Raw genomic sequence first — 25,463 nt, 5'->3', positions numbered from 1 at the left:
TGATATGAATAAACAGAATACTTTAGCCATTTGTTCTTTCTGCGGTCGCAGTGAAAAAGACGTTAGAAAATTAATTGCCGGCCCATCAGCCTATATTTGCGAGAGCTGCGTGAGTATTTGTTCCCAAGCTCTTTCTGCGAGTAAACCCGACGTTAAAAATTTTGCCGAAACAAGTATTGATAAAAAGGAACATAAGGAATTCAAACTGTTAATTCCTTCGGAAATAACCGATAAAATCAATCAATTCGTTATAGGGCAAGAACATGCTAAAAAAACGATTGCCGTTGCCGTTTATAATCATTACAAGCGCATCCGCGCCATGATGCATAATAAACAAGTTAGTTACGGCAAATCGAATGTTTTATTACTCGGTCCGACCGGTTCCGGAAAAACTTTGATAGCCAAAACTTTGGCTAAAATTTTGGATGTACCTTTTACCATCGCGGATGCTACAACCCTTACGGAAGCCGGATATGTCGGAGAAGATGTTGAAAATATTATTCTTCGGCTATTGCAAGCAGCAGATTATGATGTCGAAAGGGCTGAAAAAGGTATTATTTATATCGATGAGATTGATAAAATCGGTCGTACGACCGCTAACGTTTCCATTACCAGAGATGTGTCGGGCGAAGGAGTTCAGCAAGCTCTTCTTAAGATCGTCGAAGGAACGATTGCCAATGTATCACCTAAAGGAGGGCGTAAACACCCTCAAGAAGAGTACATCAAAGTCAATACGGAGAATATTTTATTTATCGTCGGAGGAGCTTTTGTCAGTTTGGATAAAATTATTGCCAAACGTCTAGGCAAAACAACAATCGGATTTGCAGATGAAAAATCGGCAACGAATCAACATAAGAAAGAAAGATTACTTTCCCAAGTAGAAACGGAGGACTTAATTGCTTTCGGCTTGATTCCGGAATTCGTTGGGCGTTTCAATTGCATAGTCCATTGCGAAGAACTGTCTCTTGATGACCTTGTTAAAATTTTAACGGAACCCGTGAATGCGATTGTCAAGCAATATACCGAACTGTTTGAAGAAGATGGTGTAAAATTGGTTTTTGAAAAAGAAGCCTTGTTTGCTATAGCTAAAAAAGCTAAAGAGGCTAAAACAGGTGCTCGCGCTTTGCGTATGATTTTAGAAAATCTTCTTAGAGATTTGATGTTTGAAGTACCATCGGATCCTTCCATAGAAAGCATCGTCATTCAAAAAAGCACAATTACCGATAATATACCTCCGGTAATTACGAGAAGGGATGCTCCGCAAGGAATTGCCTGAAAAAGGGAAGGCCTCATGAATCCTATCTTTCAAGCTGCTCTTGAAATCATACATATTCTTCGTAAGGTCGATTGTCCGGCTTATTTCGTCGGCGGCTGTGTCAGGGATATGTTATTAAATCTTCCGATGAAAGATATCGATATAGCTACCGTTGCTTCTCCCGCAATTTTGACGACGATGTTTCCTAAGAGCACCACGGTGGGTGCTAATTTCGGAGTAGTTGTCGTCCGTCACCAAAATATTTCTTTTGAAATCTCGACATTTCGTTCAGACGGATACTATGCCGACGGAAGACATCCTGTTAGCATTGAATTGGCCTCAATGAAAGAGGACGCGTTCAGAAGAGATTTCACGATTAATGGTTTGTTTTACGATCCTGAAAACAAAAAAGTTTATGATTACGTGGGAGGACGTTCCGATTTAGAACGTAAAATCCTACGAACGATAGGACTTCCGCGCCAACGTTTTTCGGAAGATAAATTACGTCTTATACGAGCCGTGCGTTTCGCTGCAAAATTGGATTTTACAATCGAAGACAACACAAAAAAAGCCATTGCAAAGGCAGCTCCCTCTTTAATTCCAAGCGTCTCCGTAGAAAGAATTTGGTTGGAATTAAAAAAAATGAACGAACACCCCGGATTTACGATTGCTTTATCTCTATTGCACGAGTTACGTTTGTTAGTCGCTATCTTTCCCGAATTAAAGCAACAAACAACTTTTCATATTAAAAAATCTTTTCGAGCTTTGGAAAGCATTTCATCCTCTAAATCATTTCCGACTATATTATTACTGCAACCGTTGTTTAATGGTCTTGATGAAGAGACAATTATAAAAGCTTTTCGAAGATTCAAAATCTCGAATAAAGAGTTCGATATATTAAAGAAATGGTGTTCTCTTAAATCTCATCTTCACTCTAAAAGAACTGACCGAATCTTTTGGACTCATTTTTTTATCGACGTCAATTCGGATCTGCTTCTGAAATTTGCGCTAATCTTAATACCGGATCAAAAAGAAAAAAGTGATTTTTTGGCGAAAATACGGAATTTAAAAGAAGAGTTAGAGCCTCATATTCTTCGCTTGATTTCTCAACGTCCGTTACTTTCGGCAGAAGATCTGATCATGCAAGGCGTTCCCCAGGGAAGATTGTTAGGCGACTTATTAAGAGAAGCCGAATATCTGACTATAGAACACAATTATGCGAATAAGGACGAAGTTTTAGCTAAACTTCGAGCAAAAGGGTTTTGGAAATAAAAACAAGCCATAATAATCAATGAATTCTATGAAATTAAGGTTTTTATTTCTTTGAAATCTTGAATATCGGATAATTTGTCTTTATTTTACTTATTATTCTAAGCTTATCATGATTCGTATCGCAATATTAGGCCGACCTAATGTCGGAAAGTCCTCTCTTTTTAACCGTCTATGTCGACGTTCTATTGCGATTGTCAATTCAACGGAAGGGACTACACGAGATCGTCTACACAAAATTATTCAAAAAGACGGGTTCGATTATGAAATTATAGATACCGGAGGCGTCGATGATGCTTCCGTTGATAAATTCCAAAAAGCCATTAAAAGCCATGCTCTTCAGATCGCTTCCAATTCCGATATTCTTCTCTTCGTTGTGGATATCAAATGCGGAATTACTCATCCCGATCTACTTTTGGCCGAATCCATTCGTAGACTAAACAAACCGGTAATTTTAATCGCCAATAAGGCTGATACACCCAAAGACTCTAAAGAAATTATTGAGTTTTACGGATTGGGGATCTCTAATATGATAGCGGTTTCGGCTGCACACGGAAGACATATTGAGAATATTTTCGAAACCGTCCGGCGGATACTCGCTGACAAGCCGATTGAGAACGAAAATACGAATTCGGAAATTGAAGAAATAAACTCCGATAATACCGATAGCACTACTACTATTACTACTACTACTATTAAAGTAGCCGTAATCGGTAGACCCAATGTAGGGAAATCAACCTTTATTAATTCTCTTTTAAAGGACAATCGCTGTCTTACCGATAATGTTCCGGGTACGACTAGGGATAATATCGATATCATGTATCGCTACCAAGATCAAAATTATCTTTTTATTGATACGGCAGGTATTTCGAAAAAAAAATCCCTTAAAACATCCGTAGATTGGATCTCAACTTCTCGTTCCGAAAAAGCCATTGTGAGATCGGATATTTGTCTCTTTATCATAGATGCCGAATCCGGACTAACAGCGGCAGATAAACGTCTTCTCTCTTTAATTGCGGCTAAAAGCAAACCTTTTATCGTTATCATAAACAAATGGGATTTGTTGCAGGAAGTTCGAATGGAACATTATATCCAAGATGTTCGTAATTTCGACGTTCTTCTCGAACATGCTCCCGTCTTATGCATCTCCGCTCTTGAATCAAGAAACCTTTCCAAAGTCTTTCCGATTATGAACGGTATAGAAACCGTATTGGATCAAAAAATTACAACCCATTCCATCAATAAACTTCTTGAACAAGCTATTCAAAGACATCATCCGCCGATAATCGGCGGTAAACGATTGCGTATTTATTATACGACTAAAATAGGTTCTCGTCCTCCTGAGTTCTTATTTTTTATAAATTCCAAATCACTATTTGATAAGAATTACGAACAATATATTAAAAACTATATTCGAGATGCTTTTAATTACCATGCGATTCCTTTTAAAATTAAGATAAAAGAAAAACCAAAAAGATAATTAATTTTAATTGTTAAAAAATAATTAATATTGATATTTAAATTAATTAAATTAAAACAAATAAAATAATCTCTTTGGAGGACGTATGACGCAACCTGAACGCGAAGAATCAGCTTATAATGAAAATGAACTCGAGTCGGTTCAAGAAACCGAAAATAAAGAAGGTCAACCTCTAGATACTTACGTAACAACGGGTGTTTATGTTGAAGAAAATAAAGAATACGGAGATTTATTAATTGTTCTTGGTGAAGAATTTTTGCCTTCTCATCTAAGACAGTTTTATATTACTGCGAACGACGAGAAAATATTTACTCGTATTCTATCTCACAAAACCTGGTCATCATGGTTCATTGTTCAACATGAGAAATTATCGGAACAACACTTGGACTTCAATACCTATAAAGAAGCTGCTCTGATTAAACTGGAAAATATATCGGGCTACTCAAATGCACCGGAAAATTTCGAAGATGAACACGGTGATAAAAACAACATGCTTATCTGTCTATCTCTAGAAGAAGAGCATATCGTTCAATTTTTAGTCTCTGAAACAAAAAGAAGCTTCTGGATCAGGCATTACGCAAGTCAAGAATGGTCTTCATGGCAAATCTTTATATAAACCTTATCAATTCTCAAAGAGCCTTAAGTATCATCTAAGAAAACATGATAACATCCGCTTGAGGCCTTTGGGAAAATTCAATAACAAATAGATGTTTTGCAACGGCTATTTTTAAATCCCTTACCAAACCCTCAAACAATAAAAATCCTTCTTGTTTAAATTCCAATAAAGGATCTTTTTGACCAACGGTTCTCAATCCGACCTCGGAACGTAATAAATCCATATCTATCAGATGTTCTTTCCACAAAGAATCTACATGCGAAATAATGACCGAGCGAATAATACCGGAACATATTTCATGAGAATCCCATGCCTTTTCGGCAAGAGAAATGCTCTTAGCTATTTCTTGGTATTTCAGTCTGAAAACCTTAATCAAATCATCCGTTACAACGTCAATCACGGTATTCGGATTTTTTGATAATGTTTGAGAATCGATAGTAATCGGAAAAACACTCATCGCCCAATTACTAAAACCCTCCAAATCACATCTGCCTTTATCTCCACCGAACATGGAATGCACAGCTATACTGACAGCTGCTCCAAGAATATTCTCGGCTTCTTCAAAAATGTTTTCCGAACGCAAAATAACATTTCGAAAATTATAAAGTTCCTGACGTTGTTTATTCATAACATCGTCATAATCTAGGGTATGCTTTCTCATCGTATAATTACGACTTTCAACCCTTTTTTGAGCCGTTTCAATCAATCGATTCAAAAAACCGTCGGACATCGACTCTCCTTCGGGAGGTCGAAATCTTTGAATCAAAGCATTTAATTTAGGAGAAGCAAATAACCTCATCAATCGATCTTCAAAAGACAGAAAAAATTTCGAACTTCCGGGATCGCCCAAACGTGCACAACGTCCTCTTAACTGCCTATCTATACGACGAGATTGATGTCGAGTGGTCCCTAACACATGCAAACCACCTACGATAACGGCATCATTGTCCAATTTGATATCCGTGCCACGACCCGCCATGTTAGTAGCAACCGTGACGGCTCCAAGCCTACCGGCCCCAGCTATGATTTCAGCCTCTCTGGCATGATTTTTGGCATTAAGAACCGTATGTTCGATACCATGCTGTTTTAAAATTCTCGATAACTTTTCGGAAACTTCTACCGATTCGGTACCTACTAAAATAGGTTTCCCCTCGGAATGGACACGAACGATTTCTTTTATGATACCGTTATATTTTTCCCTTTCCGTCATATAAAATTCATCATTATGATCACTACGAAGACATGACTTATAAGTCGGAATTTGTAAAACGTAGAGTCCGTAAATTTCTTTGAATTCGGTAGCTTCCGTAATAGCAGTTCCCGTCATCCCCGCTAACTTATCATACAATCGGAAAAAATTCTGCAAAGTAACTGTTGCATATGTTTGTGTTTCCTTATGGATAACAAGTCCTTCCTTAGCTTCTATAGCTTGATGTAAGCCGTCAGCAAATCGTCTGCCGGACTGAGGTCGTCCCGTATGTTCGTCAATAATGACTACTTCTCCTGAACTGACGATATAGTCCACATCTTTTTCCATTAAAAGATGCGCACGTAATAATTGCCGCAAGGCGTGAACTCGCATCTTTCTAATCGTATCTTGTTCGGTTAAAGCAAGTTTTCTATTGATTTTTTCCGCTTCGGGTAAAGACTCATCTCGATCGATTAACGCATATTCATGTCCCATATCAAGCATAACGAAATCATCCGAGGAACTGCCGACGATTTCAGCCCAGGCATGGATCCCTTTATCGGTTAATTCAAAATCATTACTCCTCTCATCAAGAACCAGATACAATTCAGACAGCCTTTGAGTGGCCTCTTCCTTATTTTGTTCAGAGTGGTAGTAAGTATCCCATTTATCTAAAATCGCCCTTAAATCGGGATGCTCCCTTACTCGTCGCAAAACCCTATTCAACGGCATACCCTTGCCTACAACCCATAGTCGACGACACATATCCTGAACGGATTCGATCATTTTGGTGTTTTTAGGCAATGTTTCCGTTTCAAGACAATCCGAAAAAAATTCTTTGGACTCGGTAGCGATACGATTACAAAGATCTCTTTGAAGTTTAACCAAAACCGATACCTTGTCTTTAAGTTCTTGATAAACCGGATTGGTTTGGCCTCCGGGACCGGAGATAATAAGAGGTGTGCGCGCCTCATCTATCAATACGGAGTCAACTTCATCTATAATGGCAAAGTACCCCCCCCTGCCCACTTGTTCAACAGCTTCCGTAGCCATAGAATTATCTCTAAGATAATCGAAACCGAACTCCGAAGCAGTTCCATAAACTACATCTTGCCGGTAGATTTCTTTTCTTTTTGTAAGCTCCGTGCCTGAAGTCAATACTCCCGTGGTCAACCCTAACCAACGTAACACCGACCCCACCCATTCACAGTCTCTTTGAGCCAAATAATCATTGACCGTTACCAAATGCACCGGTTGTCCGGTAAGAGCATTTAAGTATAAGGGCATAATCGCGGTTAAAGTTTTACCTTCGCCCGTCTGCATTTCGGTGATGAAACCTTTATGCATAGCGATGGCACCGATAATCTGAACGTCGTAGGGAACCATATCCCATTTTTGATTGTATCCGGAAACAGCCATTCGCGTGCCGAACAAACGCCGACAGGCGTTTTTTACCACGCCATAGGCTTCGGGCAACATATGATCCAGAGTTTCTCCGCGTTGAAATCTTTCACGAAACTCTTGTGTTTTTCCCTTCAGCTCTTCATCGGATAAGACTGCCAACATTTCGTCATACAAATTCACAGTAATAACAATCTTACGAAATTTTTTTAAAGTTCGCTCCTGAGCAGAGCCAAATAAATTTTTAATAACACTAAACATATAGAGTTTTATCGGTCTTTTTAAGATTCTCTGTAACGGCCAAAAGAACAAGCTTTCCGGTCATAAATTACATTGGTTCCCCATGATAGCTCAAAACAAAATTAAAACAAATCTCCTGATAAGAGATCACACCTTTAATTAAAATTTTTCATATTAAGCAGCCGTTAGTAATCGGAGATCCGGCAGATGATTTTCATCCAAAGGAATTTGATTTCTCAAATGACGTAAAATTCTATATCGCCTTTGTTTTTTCTCCCGGGAAGTATCAAAATAGCGCAAAAGACGCTGAAGTTTATAGGCCTGTGAAAAATCGCCTATTCTTGCCTTACAAGCACTCAATATCTCAAGAGCATATTCATCTTGCCGCAACTCGACAATATATCCGGCAAATCGCAAACCTTCTTCAGGAAGAATGGAAAAACCGATTCCGAATCCGAACATTCTGGCTAAAGCCAGGCAACCGTCATAACTTCCCGGAAAGCGTTTAACGGTTTCCCGATAAACTTCTTCGGCTTTTCTATATCGTCCTCGTTTTTCCAAAACAACACCGAAAGACACAAGATCTTGCTCGGAAAACAAGTCAAAATCTCCTTTATCGAATGCCACTCCATAACAATATTCGGCCAAAGGGTAATCATGTATTTTCTGCGCGGCATTTCCCCCATACTTCATTAGAATCGGATGTCCCAAAGACCATAAATTTCCTGACTGAAAAATTAAAAGTGCTTTTCTGTAATGATCTTCGTAATATTCACATAATCCCAAACTTAAGCGACTTCCTTCGTCTCCCTCATCTCTCCTTATCAGAATATTGAATATCATTCTTGCTTTCGAATAATTTTTCGTTAAACGGTAAGCATGCCCTAATTTCTTTAATAAACAAATCTCTGCATCAAAATATTCCTTAATAATACAACTCTCATAACACGAAATAGCTTCCTGATATCTTTTAAAACGGAATCTTAAATCCCCGGTTAAAATTCTGAGTTTGCGATTTTGCGACTCAAACGATAGCTTATCCAAGATTTCGAGAGCTTTCGAATAACGACCAATCTTAATCAAAGCATCAAGATAAAAGAAAAGATCCGTCTCTACCGTATCGACGGCCTCCAAATAAGTCAGTCTGGCTTTTTCATAAAAAGTAACGGACTGCTCGAATTTTTCCAACCCATAAAAAATGCGCGCACGTTCCAAACAGACTAGTGTAAAATCGGATTTACCAAAGGTCCAATCGCTCAGCAATACATAAGCTTCTTTAAAACGAAAAGTCTTTCTTAAAATATGACTTTGCAACAAAACGACTTCAGCAGATTGCGGCTTAAAATTTAAGAGAGGTTCTAATTTTTTTTCGGCAATCGACCACTCTTCTTGAGAAAGACTCAATTTAACTTCGCGTAGAATTTTATGAAAAACGGTATGAGACGAAACTTTAGAGTACCTTCGATAAACGAAAGCTATTGTAAAACAAAGTCCTAAAAAAGAAACTATCGGAATAAACACAAGAAATCGACCGCCTCAATCACACTTCCGGAACACCTAATAAAAATATTTTGCTCTTTAGAGCGTTTTATCGGAACATCCCAAAGATTGGCCGAAAAAACATAATGCTTCCACTTCAATTTTCGAAAAAAAAGTTAAATCTTCATCAAAAATTATTCGATCCTTCTCAAAAACCATGGCTATAGCAGAAGCTCCTAATGCAAAGTAACCCTTCTCCTCTCCTTTTTTATAAAATTGCCCAGGTATAAAAGTTTGTTTAATTGATCCGACGTTCAAAGCACCTATTTCAACAAACAAAACGTCACCGAATGTTTCCGTTTTTAATTTCGTAACAATTCTTTTATTTTCGGAAAAATAAGATCTGATATTCAAACTCAAAGGATGGACGGATAATAACTTTCCGTTAATGACGCGAGGCTTATCGGGAATACAATCGCAAGGAAAATGAAATCTATGATAATCAACCGGGGCCAATCGAGCAACAACTAAACTACCCCCATCATACCGTTCTGCCAGCTTATCGTTTTCCAAAAAAGCTCCGAGAAAAAACTCTTGACCTTTTATAAAAAACATTTTTGAGGCTCTAATAACGGGACAAACGGAATACCGGGCATCGGCAGGGATAATACAAACATTTTTATCTTGAACTATCGGACGACTTTCAGGACGCAAGGTACGCGTAAAAAAATCATTTACTGATGTGAATTCATCTATGGATTTTTCGCATTCTTCCAGCTTAATGCCGAATCTTAAAGCGAATGACAATATATTTTTTTTTGTCCAGGGCATTTTCTGCCATAGACCGTATAGAAAAGAAAAAATGGAATATCGGCAAGCAAACTCAACGCACTTGCGTCTCCAACCGGGTTGGGAAAAAAAATGTACAAGTTTAGCCCCTACGACTTGTTCTATTTTTTTCTGCCCGGTTAACCGGTCTACGTAGTATACGATATCGTCCTTTTTCACCAAACTCCTGCCTCTCTCCGATCTTTTTTGCTTGAAGCTACAATCAAAAAGATACTCTTATCTTAAAAAAATTAAACACACTATAAATAATCATTTATTCGGATGTTATAAAATAACAAAAAAAATTAATTATTGAATCAATAGACAAAACTAAATAAACTGTCACGAGTCGTACCGTTTTTACAATCCAATGATTGATGTCTTATACAAATAACCATGACACAATAGCGGCCATGGCTACATCTCCCGGAGAAAACTCGGTCTCCATTATACGGTTATCCGGGCTTAAAGCAATAAGTATAGCTAACGAGATGTTTTCGGGATCCGTGACTTCATATGAGTCTCATACGGTCCATTTAGGCTATGCTCTGACGATCGATAAGAAAAAAATCGATCAATGCCTATTAATCGTAATGAAAGCCCCTCGCTCCTATACGGGAGAAGACGTCGTTGAAATTCATTGTCACGGCGGTTTTTTTGCTCCCACCAGTATTTTAGATACTTTGTACACTCTGGGTGCTAGGCCGGCTCTCCAGGGAGAATTTACTTTTAGAGCATTTATAAATGGTAAAATGGATCTCATACAGGCTGAGGCCGTGCAAAAAATCATTTCGGCAAGAAATGAAACCGCTTTTTCAATCGCTCAAAGAGAACTATCCGGTAAATTATCCGAAAAGATCAATCGGATAAAAAATCATCTCATTTCTTCTTTGGCCTTGATCGAAGCTTATTTGGATTTTCCTGAAGATTTGGACTCGATCGATTTATCGCAACAACTCAATCCTTTTATCAATCAAGCATCCGAAGAAGTAAATTCTCTTTTGGCAAGCTATGACGAAGGTCGCCGTATTCTTTCGGGAACCGAAATCGCTATCGTCGGAGATCCTAATGTAGGAAAATCTTCTCTTCTCAATGCTTTAACGGATAAGGATGCGGCTATCGTTTCTGAAATTCCGGGAACCACCAGAGATTTCGTAAAAGAGGAATTCGTTTTATACGGTAAACTGTTTAAATTGATCGATACGGCAGGTCTTAGAGACACAGACCATCCTATCGAAAAAGAAGGCATTCGAAGAACGGAAAATCTATTACTCAACGTTTCTTTAAATTTGTGGGTAATAGATAATACCGCACATTCAAAAGCTCCTCCAAAAAACATTTTTCCTCATAACACTATTCTCATTATTAACAAAATAGATTTGAAATCACTTCAATGTACGGATTTTTGGCTCGGAGAAAAAGCGTATGTTTCTACGAAAACCGGACAAGGAATCGGAGAATTAAAAAAAATCATCTATAAATATCTGGAAAATTCCGAAAATTCCAAGGAGGACGTTTTTTTAATCACCCAAAGGCAATTTAATAACCTGATGAACATTCAACGAACTCTTAACGAAATCCGAAAGGATATCGAGCATCCTTTCTTCCCTGAATGCCTTGCAGCCGATCTACGAGAGGCTATAGAAGAAACGGGACTTTTGTCCGGATTTTCCTTAAACGAAGATGTTCTCAATGAAGTTTTCGGGCAATTTTGTATCGGAAAATAAAAAGTCCTGAACCGTCCTTTGGGAATATACGGAGGAAAAAAATCAAAATATGGCTTTTTTAAAATTCATTTCACTCAAAGAGAACCGTGAACTCATCTTGTTTTGATAAAAAACTATTTATTCTGAACACTTTAGAAAAACTTTTTCCGAGTCCGAAACCTTCTTTAACTTATACTAACGGTTTTCAACTACTCATTGCCGTTTTATTATCCGGAAACTCTTCCGATAAAATCGTTAATAAAGTGACTCCTCATCTTTTTGAAAAAGCACCCGATGCCCATGCTCTTGCTCGTCTTACCGTATCCGATATCGCAAAAATTATAAAACCGTGCGGGCTCTCCGAAAGAAAAGCAACTTTTATATCCATAATTTCCCGAATCTTAAGTGAATCAAATACCTCAGATATACCCGATAAATTAGAGGATTTAACGGCACTTCCGGGAGTCGGAAGAAAAACGGCTCTTGTTACTCTAGCTCAATGGTTCGACCAACAAGGGTTCCCTATAGACACTCATATAATACGTTTGGCACAAAGATGGGGATTGTCTCTTCATAAATCCCCTTTGAAAGTGGAAAGGGATCTTACTGCATTTTTCTTAGGACATGATTTTATCAAATTACATTTGCGATTAATTTATTACGGAAGATTATTTTGTCCGGCCAGAGGACATAAATTAAGTTGCTGTATAATTTGTAGAAAAATCAATGATTTTCAATAAATCGGCGGTGTTTCAAAGATATTGCATTGCCCTAGCCAAACTGTTATAATTCCTCGTCGGAAGGATTTCAAAATTAATTGTCTTGAGATTGGGAGTTGGAATCCGTTTCCGTTTCCTTAAGTAAAATCCGTGAGATTTCGGTTCATGACAAACATAAAAAAGAAACGGGGGAATCTCCCTTTAGATAAAGTTGCTTCTTTTTGGTCTATTGGCGGCTCTATTTTCGCCATGTTCTTTGGAGCAGGAAATACTATTTTTCCACTTATTTTGGGAGTTCAGAATCACTTTCATCCCATAGCAGCGGCTTGCGGCATTATTGTTACGGCCGTGCTGGTCCCCTTTTTGGGATTATTAGGTATCATTTTATATTCCGGTGATTATAAAAAATTTTTTTTCGAAATAGGAAAAATTCCGGGGTACGGCTTAATCATATTGATTTTGTTACTTATCGGACCTCTAGCCGGAATTCCCCGGGCTATTGCCGTATCACACTCAACTTTGGTCAGTCTTAATGCCGATCTAGGGCTCTCGTTACCTTTATTCAGTTTTATCTGTTGTCTCTTAATTTTTGCTTTCTCGTGGAAATTGAGTAAATTACTTCAGTGGTTGGGTTATTTTTTCACTCCGATTATGCTAGGTTCTCTTGCTTGGATGTTGTTGAAAGGCTTTATTTTGAAAAGTACCAACCCTTCGGTTACCATTGTGCCTCCGGCAGCGTCTCTTTCGTTCTATGACGGAATCCGTGTAGGTTTCAATACAATGGATCTTATTGCTTCTTTTTTCTTTTGCTCAATAGTTTTGACCTCTTTAAGACAGATAGCTAACCAAAGCGATACACCTTTAAAAGGCACGTCGGATCTACCGATTGGGAAGCGTACGACGATACTTTTAATGAAAGGCAGTTTAGTCACGATCACACTTTTGGCCGTGATCTATTTCAGCTTCACGACTATAGCCGCCAAACATGCTTATGCCATACAAGACGTTGCACCGAGCGGAATTTTAGGAGCTTTGTCTAAACTTACCCTAGGAAAAAACGGATTGATCACTGGAGTAGGAGTATTTGCAGCCTGTTTAACCACAGAAATCGCATTAGCCGGAATTTTTTCCCGATTTTTACAAACGACCGTCTTTGCCAAAAGAAACGTATCTTATCATGCAACGTTGGTTCTTACATTAATCCCGTCTTTTTTGATCTCCGTTTTGAATTTCGAGAATATTTGCCGCTTGATCGGGCCCTTACTAAGCCTCTGTTATCCGGCTCTTATCGGGTTAACCATAGGAAATATTTTACATAAATTGTTCAATTTCAAATATTCCTACATGTTTTTTTATGGCATTTTATTAATTTCTATTTGCACAAAATTATTTTTTTAAAACATTCTAACCTTTTGGGTTTCGGGAGTGGATATGTCTAATTTTAAGAAACTCATCTCCGGTTTTCCTCAAGCAAAACATAGGGCTCGTTCGATACTTGACGACAGTTTGTTCTTAGGGATTTCGTTTGAAAATCATCCCGTATATACTTTGAAAATTCCTTCCGACGAAGCACCTGAAGGTCATTGGAAATGCGTTCTGAAATTCGATGAATCCGGGGAAGATCTGATTGAAGCATTTTGCAGTTGTCCGGACGGAGAATGTTGTGAACATCTGGCAACCGCAAATTTCATTATGCATCCGGAACAAAAACCTACTCTTCCCGTACAATTCAAACAATCGCTTTGGACCGCTCTTGCGTCTATATTCAAGGGAGACATTCAATCATCATCCTTAGCCAACGAATCCCTAAAGATCACCGGAAAAACCCCCACACACCATTTTGCGATAAAAGCTAAAAACAACGACTCATATAATCGACTTATTCTATCCATACAAAACCCTACTTCAACAAACGAGTTGTTATTATTGTTCCAATTAATGTTCTTTGAAAAATGGATATTTGAATTTAGGGAAGATGAAACGGGATTGCCTCTAATCGTAAAAGCCGAGTCGACTAATTATACCGTTGATCTTTGCATTTCATCTTCCGATTTTTTATCCGTTTTTGCCCCTCACCTTGAAAAAATTTCTACAAATCTCGAGATCTTTCCCAAAAAACTGAAAATGAAAGCGGCTCGGATTGACCTATCATCTCAGGACCTCATATATTCTTGGGAAACCAAGCCCGTGCCTGCATTCTTTTCAGAAGATTCGGTCAAACCGTTAGGGGATTTACGATACCTGTCCGGAGGCATGATCCTGCTTCCCATAAAGCAAGAGTATTCAATCTCTTGCGAAGACATTGAAAAATCATCGCCGGAATTTAAAAAATTTTTATCGGAACATATTCCTTTCTTTAAGGAAGCGGTTCCGGTGCATTACGAAATATTGATCTCTAAAAATACGACTTTTCATGGAATTCCCTATCTTTTTACCCCAAGAGATTTAACGGAAAAGGGTTTTTCGATTAACGACAGACTGGCTTATATTGAAAATAAAGGTTTTTATAAACTCAAAAGCACCTTCGGACAAAAACCCGAATCTTTATTTATAAATAAAGATCGAATGGAAGATTTTTTGGATAACTATACATCTTCCGATGCTCTGTTGGATCTTAAAATTTTCAATTCTTCCGCACCCCAAGAGCTTGAATTCGGAGTTTCACCTTTAAGGCAAATATTTTTTCATAGTCGAGAACCAAGCTTATCCGATCCAAATTATGTATTCGGCAAATGGACATTTTATCCCGAAAAAGGATTCTTTCGAAACGACTTGAATCTTTCACGTATTCAAAGCGGTCTGATTATAGAACCAGAACAGTTGGATGATTTTATTGCGGAAAACGAAACGGAGTTAAAAAAAATTTCCGGTTTTTTTTTCGATCAAAAAATTTCCGTCAACGACGTTCACCTAAAAATAAAACGTGATGATCGAAATAAATATTTATCCGTAAAAACTTTTATTGCTAATGCGGCACTCACTTTATTCCGCGATTATATGTATATTGAAGATCATGGGTTTCATAAAATCCCGGAACAATTAAAAATCCTTTGTTTATCTGTCCGAGAAGGGAAAATCGATTACACCAACACCCCTGAGTTCTTGTCTCTTCCTTTCATTCAAGATCATCTTGAATCCGATGACGTTTATTTGAAAAAACCGAAGCATCATTCACTGGTGATTAATCAATGGGAAAAGCATCCGGGATACATTAAAACCAATTTTACCTTTAAGACTGATCTCGGAAGCATTTCTTTTAAAGAAATCGTTAACAAATTGAAAAAGAAAAAACTCTTCTTATTTTCAAATGCGGGATTTCTCAATCTTCAGGAAGAACCTTTCTATATTCTAAAGAGTTTGAATATGGGAGAAAGTTCTCATGAAAATAACGAATCTTGTTTTTTGTCCATTACGGATTTTTTGAAATTAGACGCTCTCATTCCGACTTCACTTGCTTCGGATATCGCTATCTCGCCTCAAAATAAAGAGATTTATCAACAATTAAAGGATTTTTGTCTCCCCGAGGACGTTAATCTATCTTGTGTCAAACATCACCTAAGACCTTATCAAAAAAACGGGTTACTCTGGTTATGGTTTCTCTATAAACACGGATTATCCGGAATGTTATGCGATGAAATGGGGTTAGGTAAAACTCATCAATCCGTAGCTTTATTGGATCTGGCAGCTCGAACACTTAAACAAGAGAATAAGCCTATTTATTTTTTAATAGCTTGCCCAACCAGCGTCGTTTCCCATTGGGAAAGTGTCATTAAGGAATACCTACCTACTTTATCGTTAACGATATTCTGTAATACCAAACACATAAGGACAATCTCGACTGCCGACATCGTTATTACTTCTTACGGAACTCTGAGACGTAATCATGTCGCTTTTCTTAATCAGAGATCTCCGAATATTGCCGTGTTCGATGAAATCCAAATCGCCAAAAATAAAAACAGTCAAATTCATAAAATATTAGCTCGTATAAATGCTCACATGAAGCTCGGCTTAACAGGAACTCCTATTGAAAACAATTTATATGAATTTAAAAATCTGTTGGAAATTATTCTGCCCGGCTATATCCCCGATCCCATTTTTAAGGAATTTTTTCTCAAACAATTTAAAGACTCGCCGAAACAGAAAGACGAGCTCATAAAAATCACGAGACCTTTCATTCTTAAAAGAACCAAAAAACAGGTGTTACCCAATTTACCCGATAAGGTGAACATTACCTATCCGTTTAACTTATCTTCGGAACAAAAACAACTTTACTCAGGTTTATTGGATCGTAAAAGAGATGCGTTATTGCAAGATCTGTCGGAACCCAATACGGTTCTTCCTTATTTCCATATATTTTCAATACTCAATCAGTTAAAACAAATCTGCGATCATCCTGCCGTTTATCTTAAAACACCTGGTGAGTATAAAAAACATGCATCCGGTAAATGGGATCTTTTTGTAGATGTTTTACATCAAGCTTTAAATGAAAATAAAAAGATCGTCATTTTTTCTCAATATCTTGCCATGCTCGAAATATTTAAGTTGTATTTCGAAGAAATCGGTATTTCTTACGCATCGATTCAAGGCAAAACCAGAAACCGTAAAGAAGAAATCGAACGATTTCGAATCAATCCCGATTGTAAAATTTTCATGGGGTCACTATTAGCCTCTGGAGTGGGTATCAATCTGACTGCCGGAAGTACTGTTATAATGTACGACCGTTGGTGGAATCCGGCTAAAGAAAACCAAGCTCTTGACCGTGTACATCGAATCGGCCAAAAAAATACGGTCTTCATCTATAAATTAATTGCAAAAAATACGGTTGAAGAACGTATAGATTCACTTATTCAAAGAAAACTGGAACTCTTCAGAGATTTTATCCCAGACGCCGATGCAAACGTCATCCATATGCTAAATAGAGACGATCTAATAACTTTACTCTCTTATAAAGAAGATAAATAACTCGATATCAAATTTCGAAAAATACGGATTTCACGGCTCCAAACCATCGATCGGAGTTGTTTTTCCGCAATCAGTTCGAGTTTTCACGCCCTTGTATATTAAAGGAATCCCAATAAGAATACAATAGAACGCACGGCTGCGACTCCATGTCAAAGTCAAACCGTCGGATCCTCCAAATAAAGTTACGAATAAACCGAAAGTTACCATCCCCATACCGAAAAAAAGAAGAGCTAATAACAAGGATTCTTTTGAAACGAAAGGAACTCCGTTCACAGCAGACTCCTCGGATTTAAAATCTTCCAAGGAATTACTCCAGTGAGACGGAATCGCGAAAGGTTCGGAGATCCCTTCATTCCGGGAATCTTCGGATTTATTGAAACCACATCCATAAGTCGGCTCTTGTAAAAAGGCTTGGCAATAAGGACATTGCGATAAATGCACAGCAACGTATCCCTCACAATGCCAACACATCCGGCTACCGGATTCTTTCGATATATGCATAGCCTCTCCAGGAGTTATCGAATTTCTCGGAACCTCATCCGCCCAAACATCCCAGGCAATAGGACTCACCTCCCTCAGAGGGGATTATAGTCCATACATCGAAAAAATCAATCAATAAATCTTTGAAAAAGCCTGACAAGAAAATAAAAAGAAAACAAACTTTAAAAAATTTTGGAAAATATTGAGTTTGTTTGAAAAATGTATTAAATTTTAAGTGGTGAATCCTATATCGATGCATTCGATTGTATGATCGAACGTAAGTTCACCAGCCCAACAGACAAGAGACAAATCGATAAATAGCGGAGCAACTTCTTGTATGAACGATGAATTCGATTGTGTAGTAATCGGAAGTGGCCCTGGTGGTTACGTCGCCGCTTTACGAGCAGCTCAAAAAAATCTTAAAACGGCCCTTATAGAAAGTTTTGAAACGGGCGGTACTTGTTTGAACAGAGGCTGTATTCCCTCAAAAGCACTTATTGCAGGAACCTCTCTTTTAAAAAAAATCAAATATGCAGACAAATACGGCATTCAAGTCGATAATTATTCATTTGATTTCGCTTCAATGATGAATCGTAAATCGAACGTAGTTTCCGGATTGAGAAAAGGTCTCGAAAATCTGATTAAACACAACAAAATACAGTGTTTTAACGGAAGAGCCAAGCTGGATTCCGATAACGAAATCAAGATTCTCGGAAACGACGCATGTACGCTTAAAGCAAAGAATATCATTCTTGCAACTGGATCCGAACCCAAACTTTTGCCTGGTATTTCTCTAGGTAAAAACATTATCGATTCAACCGGAATTCTGAACTTGTCTTCACTACCGAAATCCATGGTTATCATCGGAGGAGGAGTAATCGGTTGCGAATTTGCCTCTTTATTTTCAGCCCTCGGAACTCAAGTTACGATTGTAGAAGCACTTCCTAGAATTTTAGCAATCGAGAATAAAGAGCTTTCTTCTTTCATAAGCAACAGCTTTAAAAAGGAAGGCATTTCGATTTTGACCAATGCTCGTATAACTTCATTGACGGAAGATGAAAATCAAGTAACGGTCGTTTTTGAAAACGATCAAACGGAGTCATTCAGCAAGGCATTGATTGCCATCGGCAGAGTCCCCAATACGCAAGATTTAGGACTGGAAAAAACCGGAGTGATCACGGATGAACGCGGTTTTATTCTGACGGACGACTGTATGCAAACGAACGTACCCAATATTTATGCTATAGGAGACATAACCGGAAAATGGTTACTGGCTCACGTTGCCTCACACCAAGGAATCGTTGCGGTTGAACAAATATTAGGTCACCCCATGAAAATGGATTATTCGGTTGTTCCTAGCGTAATTTTTACATCTCCTGAGGTCGCTTCGGTAGGGCTATCTTTTGAAAAGGCCCTGGAACAAGGTCTTTCCGTTAAAAAATCCACTTTTCCTTTTCGGGCTTTAGGCAAAGCTTTGGCTATTGAAGAGTCTGAAGGATTTGCTACCATTATAAGCGATAGCGAAAGCAAACAAATATTAGGTGCCTGTGTGGCAGGACCGCATGCTTCGTCTCTAATAGGAGAAATGGCTCTTGCCATTAAAAACGAGCTCACCCTGCCGTGTGTTTATGAGACCATCCATCCTCATCCCACTCTTTCGGAGATATGGGCAGAAGCGGCTCTTTTAGCCGATGAACAACCTCTTCACATTCCGAAAAATAAATCATGAATAGTGCAGTTCAAGCAGAGAGTTCAAAAAACAAACGCCTTCCTTCTTGGTTAAGGAAAACGTTACCTAAAGGACGTGCTTTATCTTCTACTGCGCATAATTTAAAAATTGAACGATTACATACAGTCTGTGAAGAGGCTTTGTGTCCTAATAAAACGGAATGCTGGTCTCAACATACCGCTACCTATCTCGCTTTGGGCAGTGTGTGTACGCGTCGATGCGGGTTTTGCGATATCGATCATTCATTAACTCCTCCTCTTCCGGACTCTGGAGAATGCGATCGAATAGCCGATTCCGTGGTACAATTAAAGCTACGTCATACCGTCATCACTATGGTTTCCAGAGATGATTTACTTGACGGCGGAGCCACGCACCTATCGGAAATCATTCACAAAATTCGCTGTCGATCACCAAAAACAACGGTAGAAACACTATCTTCGGATTTTCAAGGAAATGACGAATCTTTGAAAATCTTATTGAGAGCTGCACCTGAAATTTTCAATCATAATCTTGAGACGGTGGAAAGATTGTCTCCGTTAGTCAGGCATAAAGCCACCTATAAACGGTCCCTGAATGTATTATCCTTAGCAGCTAAGGCAAATGTTTCCATGGGTATAAAATCGGGGATTATGGTAGGACTCGGCGAAAAAGAGATTGAAGTCAAACAAACTCTGGATCATCTCAAAAACGCAGGTGTTACTATAGTAACAATCGGTCAATATCTACGTCCCGGCAAAAAAAAACTTGCCGTTAAGGAATATGTTCTCCCCGAAACCTTTTCTTATTATCAATCATATGGAGAATCTATCGGTTTGTTCATTTACTCAGGACCTTTCATTCGTTCAAGCTATAATGCGGCCGAAATTATTAACCTAATCCGCCAACGATAACTTTTATAAAATCTCTTCCGTTCGTAACAAATTAAATCTAAGAATACATAAACAAAAAAAAATTAGATTTAATGCCGTCGAATGTTCATTATTGGCACTAATCCAACCTTTTGCTATGGTGGGGAAAAAAGTATGCGTGGTTATGTATCGTCGTTTTTTTTCTTTTATTATTTTATTGTCCTCTTTGGCTTTTTTAAATGCTGGGTGTAATAGCCGAACGCTAATCGCTCATGGTTTATTAGGGAGGGATGCTAACGAAATCGTTGTCTTACTTGTAAGTAAAGGTATTTCGGCAGAAAAATCTCCTATGCCGACGGGAGCCGTGGGAGGAACATCAACGGAACAATTATGGGATATTGCCGTTCCGAGTTCACAAATTACCGAAGCATTGGCTATTTTGAATCAAGCAGGACTTCCTCGTCTTAAAGGAACAAGTCTTCTCGATTTGTTTGCTAAACAAAGTTTGGTGCCTTCGGAATTGCAAGAACGAATTCGTTACCAGGAAGGTCTTTCCGAACAACTGGCGACGACCATCAGGAAGATGGATGGTATTATGGATGCCAACGTACAAGTTTCCTTCCCCACTGAGGGTGAGGAAAATGTAGTTATGACAGCCTCCGTTTATATAAAACACAGAGGTATTTTGGATAATCCCAATAGCGTCGTAGTTTCAAAAATCAAGCGTTTAGTAGCTAGTGCCATACCTGGATTGATTCCCGAAAATGTTTCTGTTGTAGGAGATAGAGCTTCCTATAGTGAAATCAGTCTTAATGGTCCTTGGGGATTAACGGATGAAGTGGAGTATGCTTCCGTTTGGGGTGTCATTATGGCTAAACAGTCGGTCGTACGCTTCCGAACCATTTTTTACTGTTTTCTATTAGGATTATTTGTCGTTTCAAGCATCTTGCTCTGGATTCTTTGGAAAGCTCATACGATGATAATCGCTCTAGGGGGAATCAAAACATTATTTTCTCCTGCACCTTATCATATGATCACTCCGAAACCTTCGGATGACAACAAAGAAACGGCTGACCAAGAAGCTGAAACCAAGGATAACGAAAAAGAAGTCGAGCAGGAGGCCGTCGTAGAAAACAGCACCGTCGAAGCCGAAAATGAGGACGATGCGTAGTGACCCTCAATACTTTCGGAGTCCTTAATACCTTAATAAAACGATCTTCATCGGTTAAGGATATGGCTTCTTTTTTACCGATTTCCTTAACGGAAAAGCTCACAGTTAAAGAAGCTTCGTCTCTCAAGATGTTGTCTTTTAATATGCGGTGGCTTTTGGTTATCCATTATTCTTGGATTGAATCGGTTTTAAAAGGATTTCCCGAATGTTTTCGAAACGCAATCATAAATCTTCTGCCTTCGGGGATATCCGACAAATTAGCCGATGCATCGATGTTGACCGAAAGAAATTCGAAGATACATTCAAAATTTGCGGCTCTGTTTCTACTTCAGGGTCTTAAAGAGAAAATATATCCGGATTATGTCATTGATGAAATGTTTCTTCCGGTATCTTCCATTAATATTTTGCTTTATCTCAAAGTCAAACTACGTATGCAGCTTATCGATTTTCTGGGACTGTATGACCTAGCAAATGAATTACATATGGTCGTTTCTCAAAGCAGATTGCAGGAAATCAACCAAATTTTATCGAAAAAAAAACGATTATTCTTAAATTATTGCATGACTCATCCTCTGAAATACAGTGACAAATGTCGATTTCTTGCTACATGGGACGGTTCGGAAGCTCGTTTAAGACATCATATTCATTCTCAGGGACTGATTTTTTTAGGAAAAGCATTGGCTCAAGAAAACGCTTCTTTATTGTGGCACCTTCTGCGTCGGTTTGATGTGCAACGAGCTTACCTTATAGAGAAAAGTATTAAAGAATCTCAACACGCTAAAAATAGCGAATATTTTAAAAATTATGTGATTAAATGCATTAAGGTTGTCGTTCAATGAAATTTTTCAGCCTAATATCTCAAAATACGGATGTTTCTCCGAACTCTAAAATCATGTCATCGGAAGAGTTTTCTACCGTGATAGATGCTTCCGAGTTATTGGACCGCGCTATCAACGATTCGAAGAAATATAAGAAACAGGTAGAAGCAGAATGCGTAGTTTTACGAGAAGAAGCCAAAAAGTCAGGATTCGCTGAAGGAATGAAACTTTGGTCCGAACAACTGATGTGTTTGGAAAAAGAAACGAATAACGTGCAGGCTAAATTAAAAGAAGCTCTTATCCCCTTAGCTATTGCCAGTATTAAAAAAATCATCGGCAAGGAATTAGAGATGAAACCCGATATCGTGGTATCTTTGATTACAAATGCACTTAAAACCGTTAATCAAAATAAAAAAATTACTATTTTTATCAATCCCGAAGATTCGGAAATCGTAGAAGGAAACAAATCGGAATTCAGAAAAGTTATTGAATATGCAGACTCAATCATTATCTCCCCAAGAAATGACATAGAAAAGGGGGGCTGTATTATAGAAACGGAATCGGGTATCGTTAATGCTCAGATTAAAGATCAGTTGGCAGCACTTGAAAAAGCTTTCACGGAAATTTTAAAGGAATCCAAAGAAACCGTATCTGAGGAAGATAAAAAAGATAATACAAACAATTCTACGAATTCCAATCAGGAAAAATAATGAGATTTTTTGTTTTGGTTTTTCTTTCTTTGTTGTGTTTCGGTACGATCGGTTTCGCATCGAACTTTCAGGAAGCCCCCATCCAAAAAGCTCCCAGACATTACATGCCTCCCATAACTTCTCAAGACGTCCTGCCTCAAACCGATCTTTCTTCGGGGACGTTTTCAGATACTTATCCCGATTTGACCACACAGGCAATCGTCCTCGTCTTTCTTGCTTTGTTACCTTTTTTCGTGATGTTATTGACGTCTTATTTAAAGATAATCATTACTCTCGTGCTTTTAAGAAATGCTCTCGGCGTTCAACAAACTCCTCCCAGTCAAGTGCTCAATGGAGTTGCGCTTATTTTATCGATATATGTTATGTTTCCTACAGGTGTAGCCATGTATCAAAGCGCGCGGCAAGAAATTCAAGAACAATCCAAAATGCAAGCCAGTTTATTTTCGGCAGAGGGAGCAGAGAAAGTCTTTATCACAATTAATAAATCTAAAGAACCGCTAAGGGAATTTTTGATTCGGAACACACCGAAATCACAAATCCAAAGCTTTTATAAAGCTTCCCAAAAGACTTTCCCAGCCGAAATCAAAAAATCTCTTTCCACTAAGGATTTTGTGATTATTATGCCCGCTTTTATTATGGGGCAAATTAAGAATGCTTTTGAAATTGGCGTTCTGATCTATTTACCGTTTTTTGTGATTGATCTAGTAACGGCGAACGTTCTCGTAGCCATGCAGATGATGATGTTATCGCCTTTGTCCATTTCTCTCCCTCTTAAATTATTATTGGTGGTCATGGTTGACGGATGGACTCTATTACTGCAAGGCTTAATGATAAGCTTTAAATAATAGGGAGAACTCTATGTTAACCACATCTTTCAGAGCCGTACTTTTCGAGTACTCATACCAAGCTCTTTTACTCATTCTCATAGTCTCAGCGCCTCCGATTATACTCGCATCCCTGGTCGGGATTATGGTCGCCATTTTTCAAGCGGCAACGCAAATTCAGGAACAAACCTTTGCTTTCGCAATTAAACTTGTTGTTATCTTCGGCACTTTAATGATCTCCGGAGGTTGGTTAAGCAATCTTATTTATAGATTTGCTTCCCAGGTATTTCATAATTTTTATAAATGGAAGTAGGAAAGGTTAAATGGCGACCACGCTTCCCAAGCTATTATCCTCTCTCGATTCCGTTTACTTTAATTTTATCTTTCAAAAGCACCCTGCGATCGTTTGGCAAACGTTTTTATTATTGATGGCTCGAGTACTACCGATATTCGCAATCGTCCCTTATTTAGGAGCCAAACTGCTGCCGTCTCCTATCAAACTGGGCGTATCCATAACCTATATGGCCATAGCATTTCCGAAAATTCTCATGGATACGACATTCGTTCAATATAATTCGGATGCTCTATTTTATCTTCTTATACTAAAAGAAGTTTTTATCGGATGTTTGATGGGATTCATTGCTGCGTTTCCTTTTTATGCTACTCAATCGGCAGGTTCCTTTATTGCCAACCAACAGGGTATTCAAGGTATGGAAGGGGCCATTTCCATGATCTCCATGGAACAAAGTGCTCCTCAAGGTATCCTTTATCATTATATGGCTACTTTAATTTTTTGGTTATGCGGCGGACCGATCATTTTGATGGATCTGATCACTTTCTCATTACAGGTTATTCCCTTGTCTCATTTTTTACCTCCGGACTTTATGAGCATGCATACTCCTTTTTGGGTAACGATGATTAAAATATGTCAACTATGCTTAGTCGTTACGATTCAACTCGGAGCTCCGGCAACGCTGGCTATGTTGTTGTCCGATCTATTCTTGGGTATTATCAATAGGATGGCACCTCAAGTACAAGTCATTTACCTATTATCGGCTTTGAAAGCCTTTATGGGTCTTTTATTCTTGACGATATCTTGGTGGTTCATTCTTAAACAACTCGATCTTTTCGTAGTTGCTTGGCTCAAGAAAATGCGCGATATTCTATTCGGCTAGGTGATGGATCGTTATTGATACCGGGAGAAAGAATTCTCTTAAGAATGCATTAAAATCAAAATCGGGAAAAAATTCCCGATTTCAATTGATCCTAATAAAGTATTATTTCTGATTATCGTTCGATCCTAAAAAATAAAATACGATGAGCAGAGAGCAAGCAGTAACCATGAAAGCGGTCATACGAGCAAAAAGAAAAAAGATCCCTCCAAAAAGTATGACGTTATTTAAAACGCTGTTTTTTGAAAATTTTTCTTTTAATGAACTGAAAAAAGAACCGCTTACACATGATTTAATCTCGTTATAAAAACACAACATTAACCCCAGGGCAACCGAAATACCGCTCCACCAAAAAGGAAACGTTACAACCCCTAAGAATGTTAAAACCCCACTGATCACTCCTCTGACATTTTTTTTAATGAAACCGGTGACCTTACCTACATTAGGATCCTCAACAAACTGATGAACCTTGTCTTTTATATTTGATTTTAAATCTTTAGAGGAGTTGTCTGCCTGAGGATTATGTTGATTGTCCTTCCCTTGATTTTCCTCTCCCATTTTGCACTC

The 25,463-nt window shown here is 38.3% G+C and carries 21 protein-coding genes; 16 read left to right on the top strand and 5 right to left on the bottom strand.

The window, feature by feature from the left end:
• The first annotated feature begins 4 nt into the window (after positions 1-4).
• The 4 genes from clpX to RSA43_03810 all read left to right on the top strand — a co-directional run bounded on the left by clpX (position 5) and on the right by RSA43_03810 (position 4,620).
• Entirely contained in the window at positions 5-1,276 is a 1,272-nt protein-coding gene (gene clpX, locus RSA43_03825; GenBank protein ID MEG2496409.1) for an ATP-dependent Clp protease ATP-binding subunit ClpX, read from the top strand.
• Positions 1,277-1,291: 15 nt separating this feature from the next.
• Entirely contained in the window at positions 1,292-2,527 is a 1,236-nt protein-coding gene (locus RSA43_03820; GenBank protein ID MEG2496408.1) for a CCA tRNA nucleotidyltransferase, read from the top strand.
• Between the two features lie 109 nt (positions 2,528-2,636).
• Positions 2,637-4,004: a ribosome biogenesis GTPase Der gene (gene der / locus RSA43_03815; protein ID MEG2496407.1), complete on the top strand. Its 1,368-nt coding sequence runs from the start codon at positions 2,637-2,639 to the stop codon at positions 4,002-4,004.
• 85 nt (positions 4,005-4,089) lie between these two features.
• On the top strand, positions 4,090-4,620 hold the full coding sequence (locus tag RSA43_03810) for a pyocin knob domain-containing protein (protein MEG2496406.1): 531 nt from the start codon (positions 4,090-4,092) through the stop codon (positions 4,618-4,620).
• 34 nt (positions 4,621-4,654) lie between these two features.
• Here the strand turns inward: RSA43_03810 and secA are convergent, their stop codons facing one another.
• The 3 genes from secA to asd form a co-directional block, all read right to left on the bottom strand.
• Positions 4,655-7,471 carry a preprotein translocase subunit SecA gene (secA, locus tag RSA43_03805; GenBank protein ID MEG2496405.1) on the bottom strand — a complete coding sequence of 939 codons (2,817 nt, stop codon included), beginning with the start codon at positions 7,469-7,471 and terminating at the stop codon, positions 4,655-4,657.
• 153 nt (positions 7,472-7,624) lie between these two features.
• On the bottom strand, positions 7,625-8,971 hold the full coding sequence (locus RSA43_03800; protein MEG2496404.1) for a tetratricopeptide repeat protein: 1,347 nt from the start codon (positions 8,969-8,971) through the stop codon (positions 7,625-7,627).
• A 57-nt stretch (positions 8,972-9,028) separates the two neighbouring features.
• A complete protein-coding gene (gene asd, locus RSA43_03795) occupies positions 9,029-9,937 on the bottom strand; it encodes an archaetidylserine decarboxylase (GenBank protein ID MEG2496403.1) in 909 nt (302 codons plus the stop codon).
• Between the two features lie 197 nt (positions 9,938-10,134).
• Between asd and mnmE the strand changes: the two genes are divergently transcribed.
• From mnmE to RSA43_03775, 4 genes are all read left to right on the top strand, one after another.
• Positions 10,135-11,484 (top strand): tRNA uridine-5-carboxymethylaminomethyl(34) synthesis GTPase MnmE, encoded by a 1,350-nt coding sequence (mnmE, locus tag RSA43_03790; GenBank protein ID MEG2496402.1) that lies wholly within the window; start codon positions 10,135-10,137, stop codon positions 11,482-11,484.
• Between the two features lie 86 nt (positions 11,485-11,570).
• Positions 11,571-12,203 carry an endonuclease III gene (gene nth, locus RSA43_03785; protein MEG2496401.1) on the top strand — a complete coding sequence of 211 codons (633 nt, stop codon included), beginning with the start codon at positions 11,571-11,573 and terminating at the stop codon, positions 12,201-12,203.
• A 144-nt stretch (positions 12,204-12,347) separates the two neighbouring features.
• Positions 12,348-13,580, top strand: coding sequence for a branched-chain amino acid transport system II carrier protein (locus tag RSA43_03780; protein MEG2496400.1), 1,233 nt, complete (start codon positions 12,348-12,350; stop codon positions 13,578-13,580).
• Between the two features lie 33 nt (positions 13,581-13,613).
• The gene (locus RSA43_03775) at positions 13,614-17,144 is read left to right on the top strand and encodes a DEAD/DEAH box helicase (protein ID MEG2496399.1); all 3,531 of its coding nucleotides are present in this window, start codon (positions 13,614-13,616) and stop codon (positions 17,142-17,144) included.
• Positions 17,145-17,174: 30 nt separating this feature from the next.
• On the opposite strand, the gene RSA43_03770 is transcribed toward RSA43_03775, so the two are convergent.
• Positions 17,175-17,714, bottom strand: a complete 540-nt coding sequence (locus tag RSA43_03770) for a hypothetical protein (protein MEG2496398.1) — start codon at positions 17,712-17,714, stop codon at positions 17,175-17,177.
• Between the two features lie 247 nt (positions 17,715-17,961).
• On the opposite strand from RSA43_03770, the gene lpdA reads away from it, so the two are divergent.
• The 8 genes from lpdA to RSA43_03730 all read left to right on the top strand — a co-directional run bounded on the left by lpdA (position 17,962) and on the right by RSA43_03730 (position 24,899).
• The gene (gene lpdA / locus RSA43_03765; protein ID MEG2496397.1) at positions 17,962-19,353 is read left to right on the top strand and encodes a dihydrolipoyl dehydrogenase; all 1,392 of its coding nucleotides are present in this window, start codon (positions 17,962-17,964) and stop codon (positions 19,351-19,353) included.
• Complete coding sequence (lipA, locus tag RSA43_03760; GenBank protein ID MEG2496396.1) at positions 19,350-20,243, top strand: lipoyl synthase; 894 nt, start codon at positions 19,350-19,352, stop codon at positions 20,241-20,243. Before lpdA ends, lipA begins: the two co-directional genes overlap by 4 nt.
• Before the next feature lie 91 nt (positions 20,244-20,334).
• A complete protein-coding gene (gene sctJ, locus RSA43_03755; protein MEG2496395.1) occupies positions 20,335-21,372 on the top strand; it encodes a type III secretion inner membrane ring lipoprotein SctJ in 1,038 nt (345 codons plus the stop codon).
• 62 nt (positions 21,373-21,434) lie between these two features.
• Positions 21,435-22,211 (top strand): hypothetical protein, encoded by a 777-nt coding sequence (locus RSA43_03750; GenBank protein ID MEG2496394.1) that lies wholly within the window; start codon positions 21,435-21,437, stop codon positions 22,209-22,211.
• A complete protein-coding gene (locus RSA43_03745) occupies positions 22,208-22,900 on the top strand; it encodes an HrpE/YscL family type III secretion apparatus protein (GenBank protein ID MEG2496393.1) in 693 nt (230 codons plus the stop codon). Before RSA43_03750 ends, RSA43_03745 begins: the two co-directional genes overlap by 4 nt.
• Entirely contained in the window at positions 22,900-23,745 is an 846-nt protein-coding gene (gene sctR, locus RSA43_03740; protein ID MEG2496392.1) for a type III secretion system export apparatus subunit SctR, read from the top strand. The genes RSA43_03745 and sctR overlap by 1 nt, the downstream gene beginning before the upstream one ends.
• Before the next feature lie 13 nt (positions 23,746-23,758).
• A complete protein-coding gene (gene sctS / locus RSA43_03735) occupies positions 23,759-24,037 on the top strand; it encodes a type III secretion system export apparatus subunit SctS (GenBank protein ID MEG2496391.1) in 279 nt (92 codons plus the stop codon).
• A gap of 10 nt (positions 24,038-24,047) precedes the next feature.
• The gene (locus RSA43_03730; GenBank protein MEG2496390.1) at positions 24,048-24,899 is read left to right on the top strand and encodes an EscT/YscT/HrcT family type III secretion system export apparatus protein; all 852 of its coding nucleotides are present in this window, start codon (positions 24,048-24,050) and stop codon (positions 24,897-24,899) included.
• A 102-nt stretch (positions 24,900-25,001) separates the two neighbouring features.
• Here the strand turns inward: RSA43_03730 and RSA43_03725 are convergent, their stop codons facing one another.
• Positions 25,002-25,454 (bottom strand): hypothetical protein, encoded by a 453-nt coding sequence (locus RSA43_03725; GenBank protein MEG2496389.1) that lies wholly within the window; start codon positions 25,452-25,454, stop codon positions 25,002-25,004.
• Positions 25,455-25,463: the final 9 nt, after the last annotated feature.

This window comes from Victivallaceae bacterium (assembly GCA_036659455.1).
GTDB lineage: Bacteria > Chlamydiota > Chlamydiia > Chlamydiales > Chlamydiaceae > JAVXCN01.
This window is presented reverse-complemented; position numbering and strand designations above follow the sequence as displayed.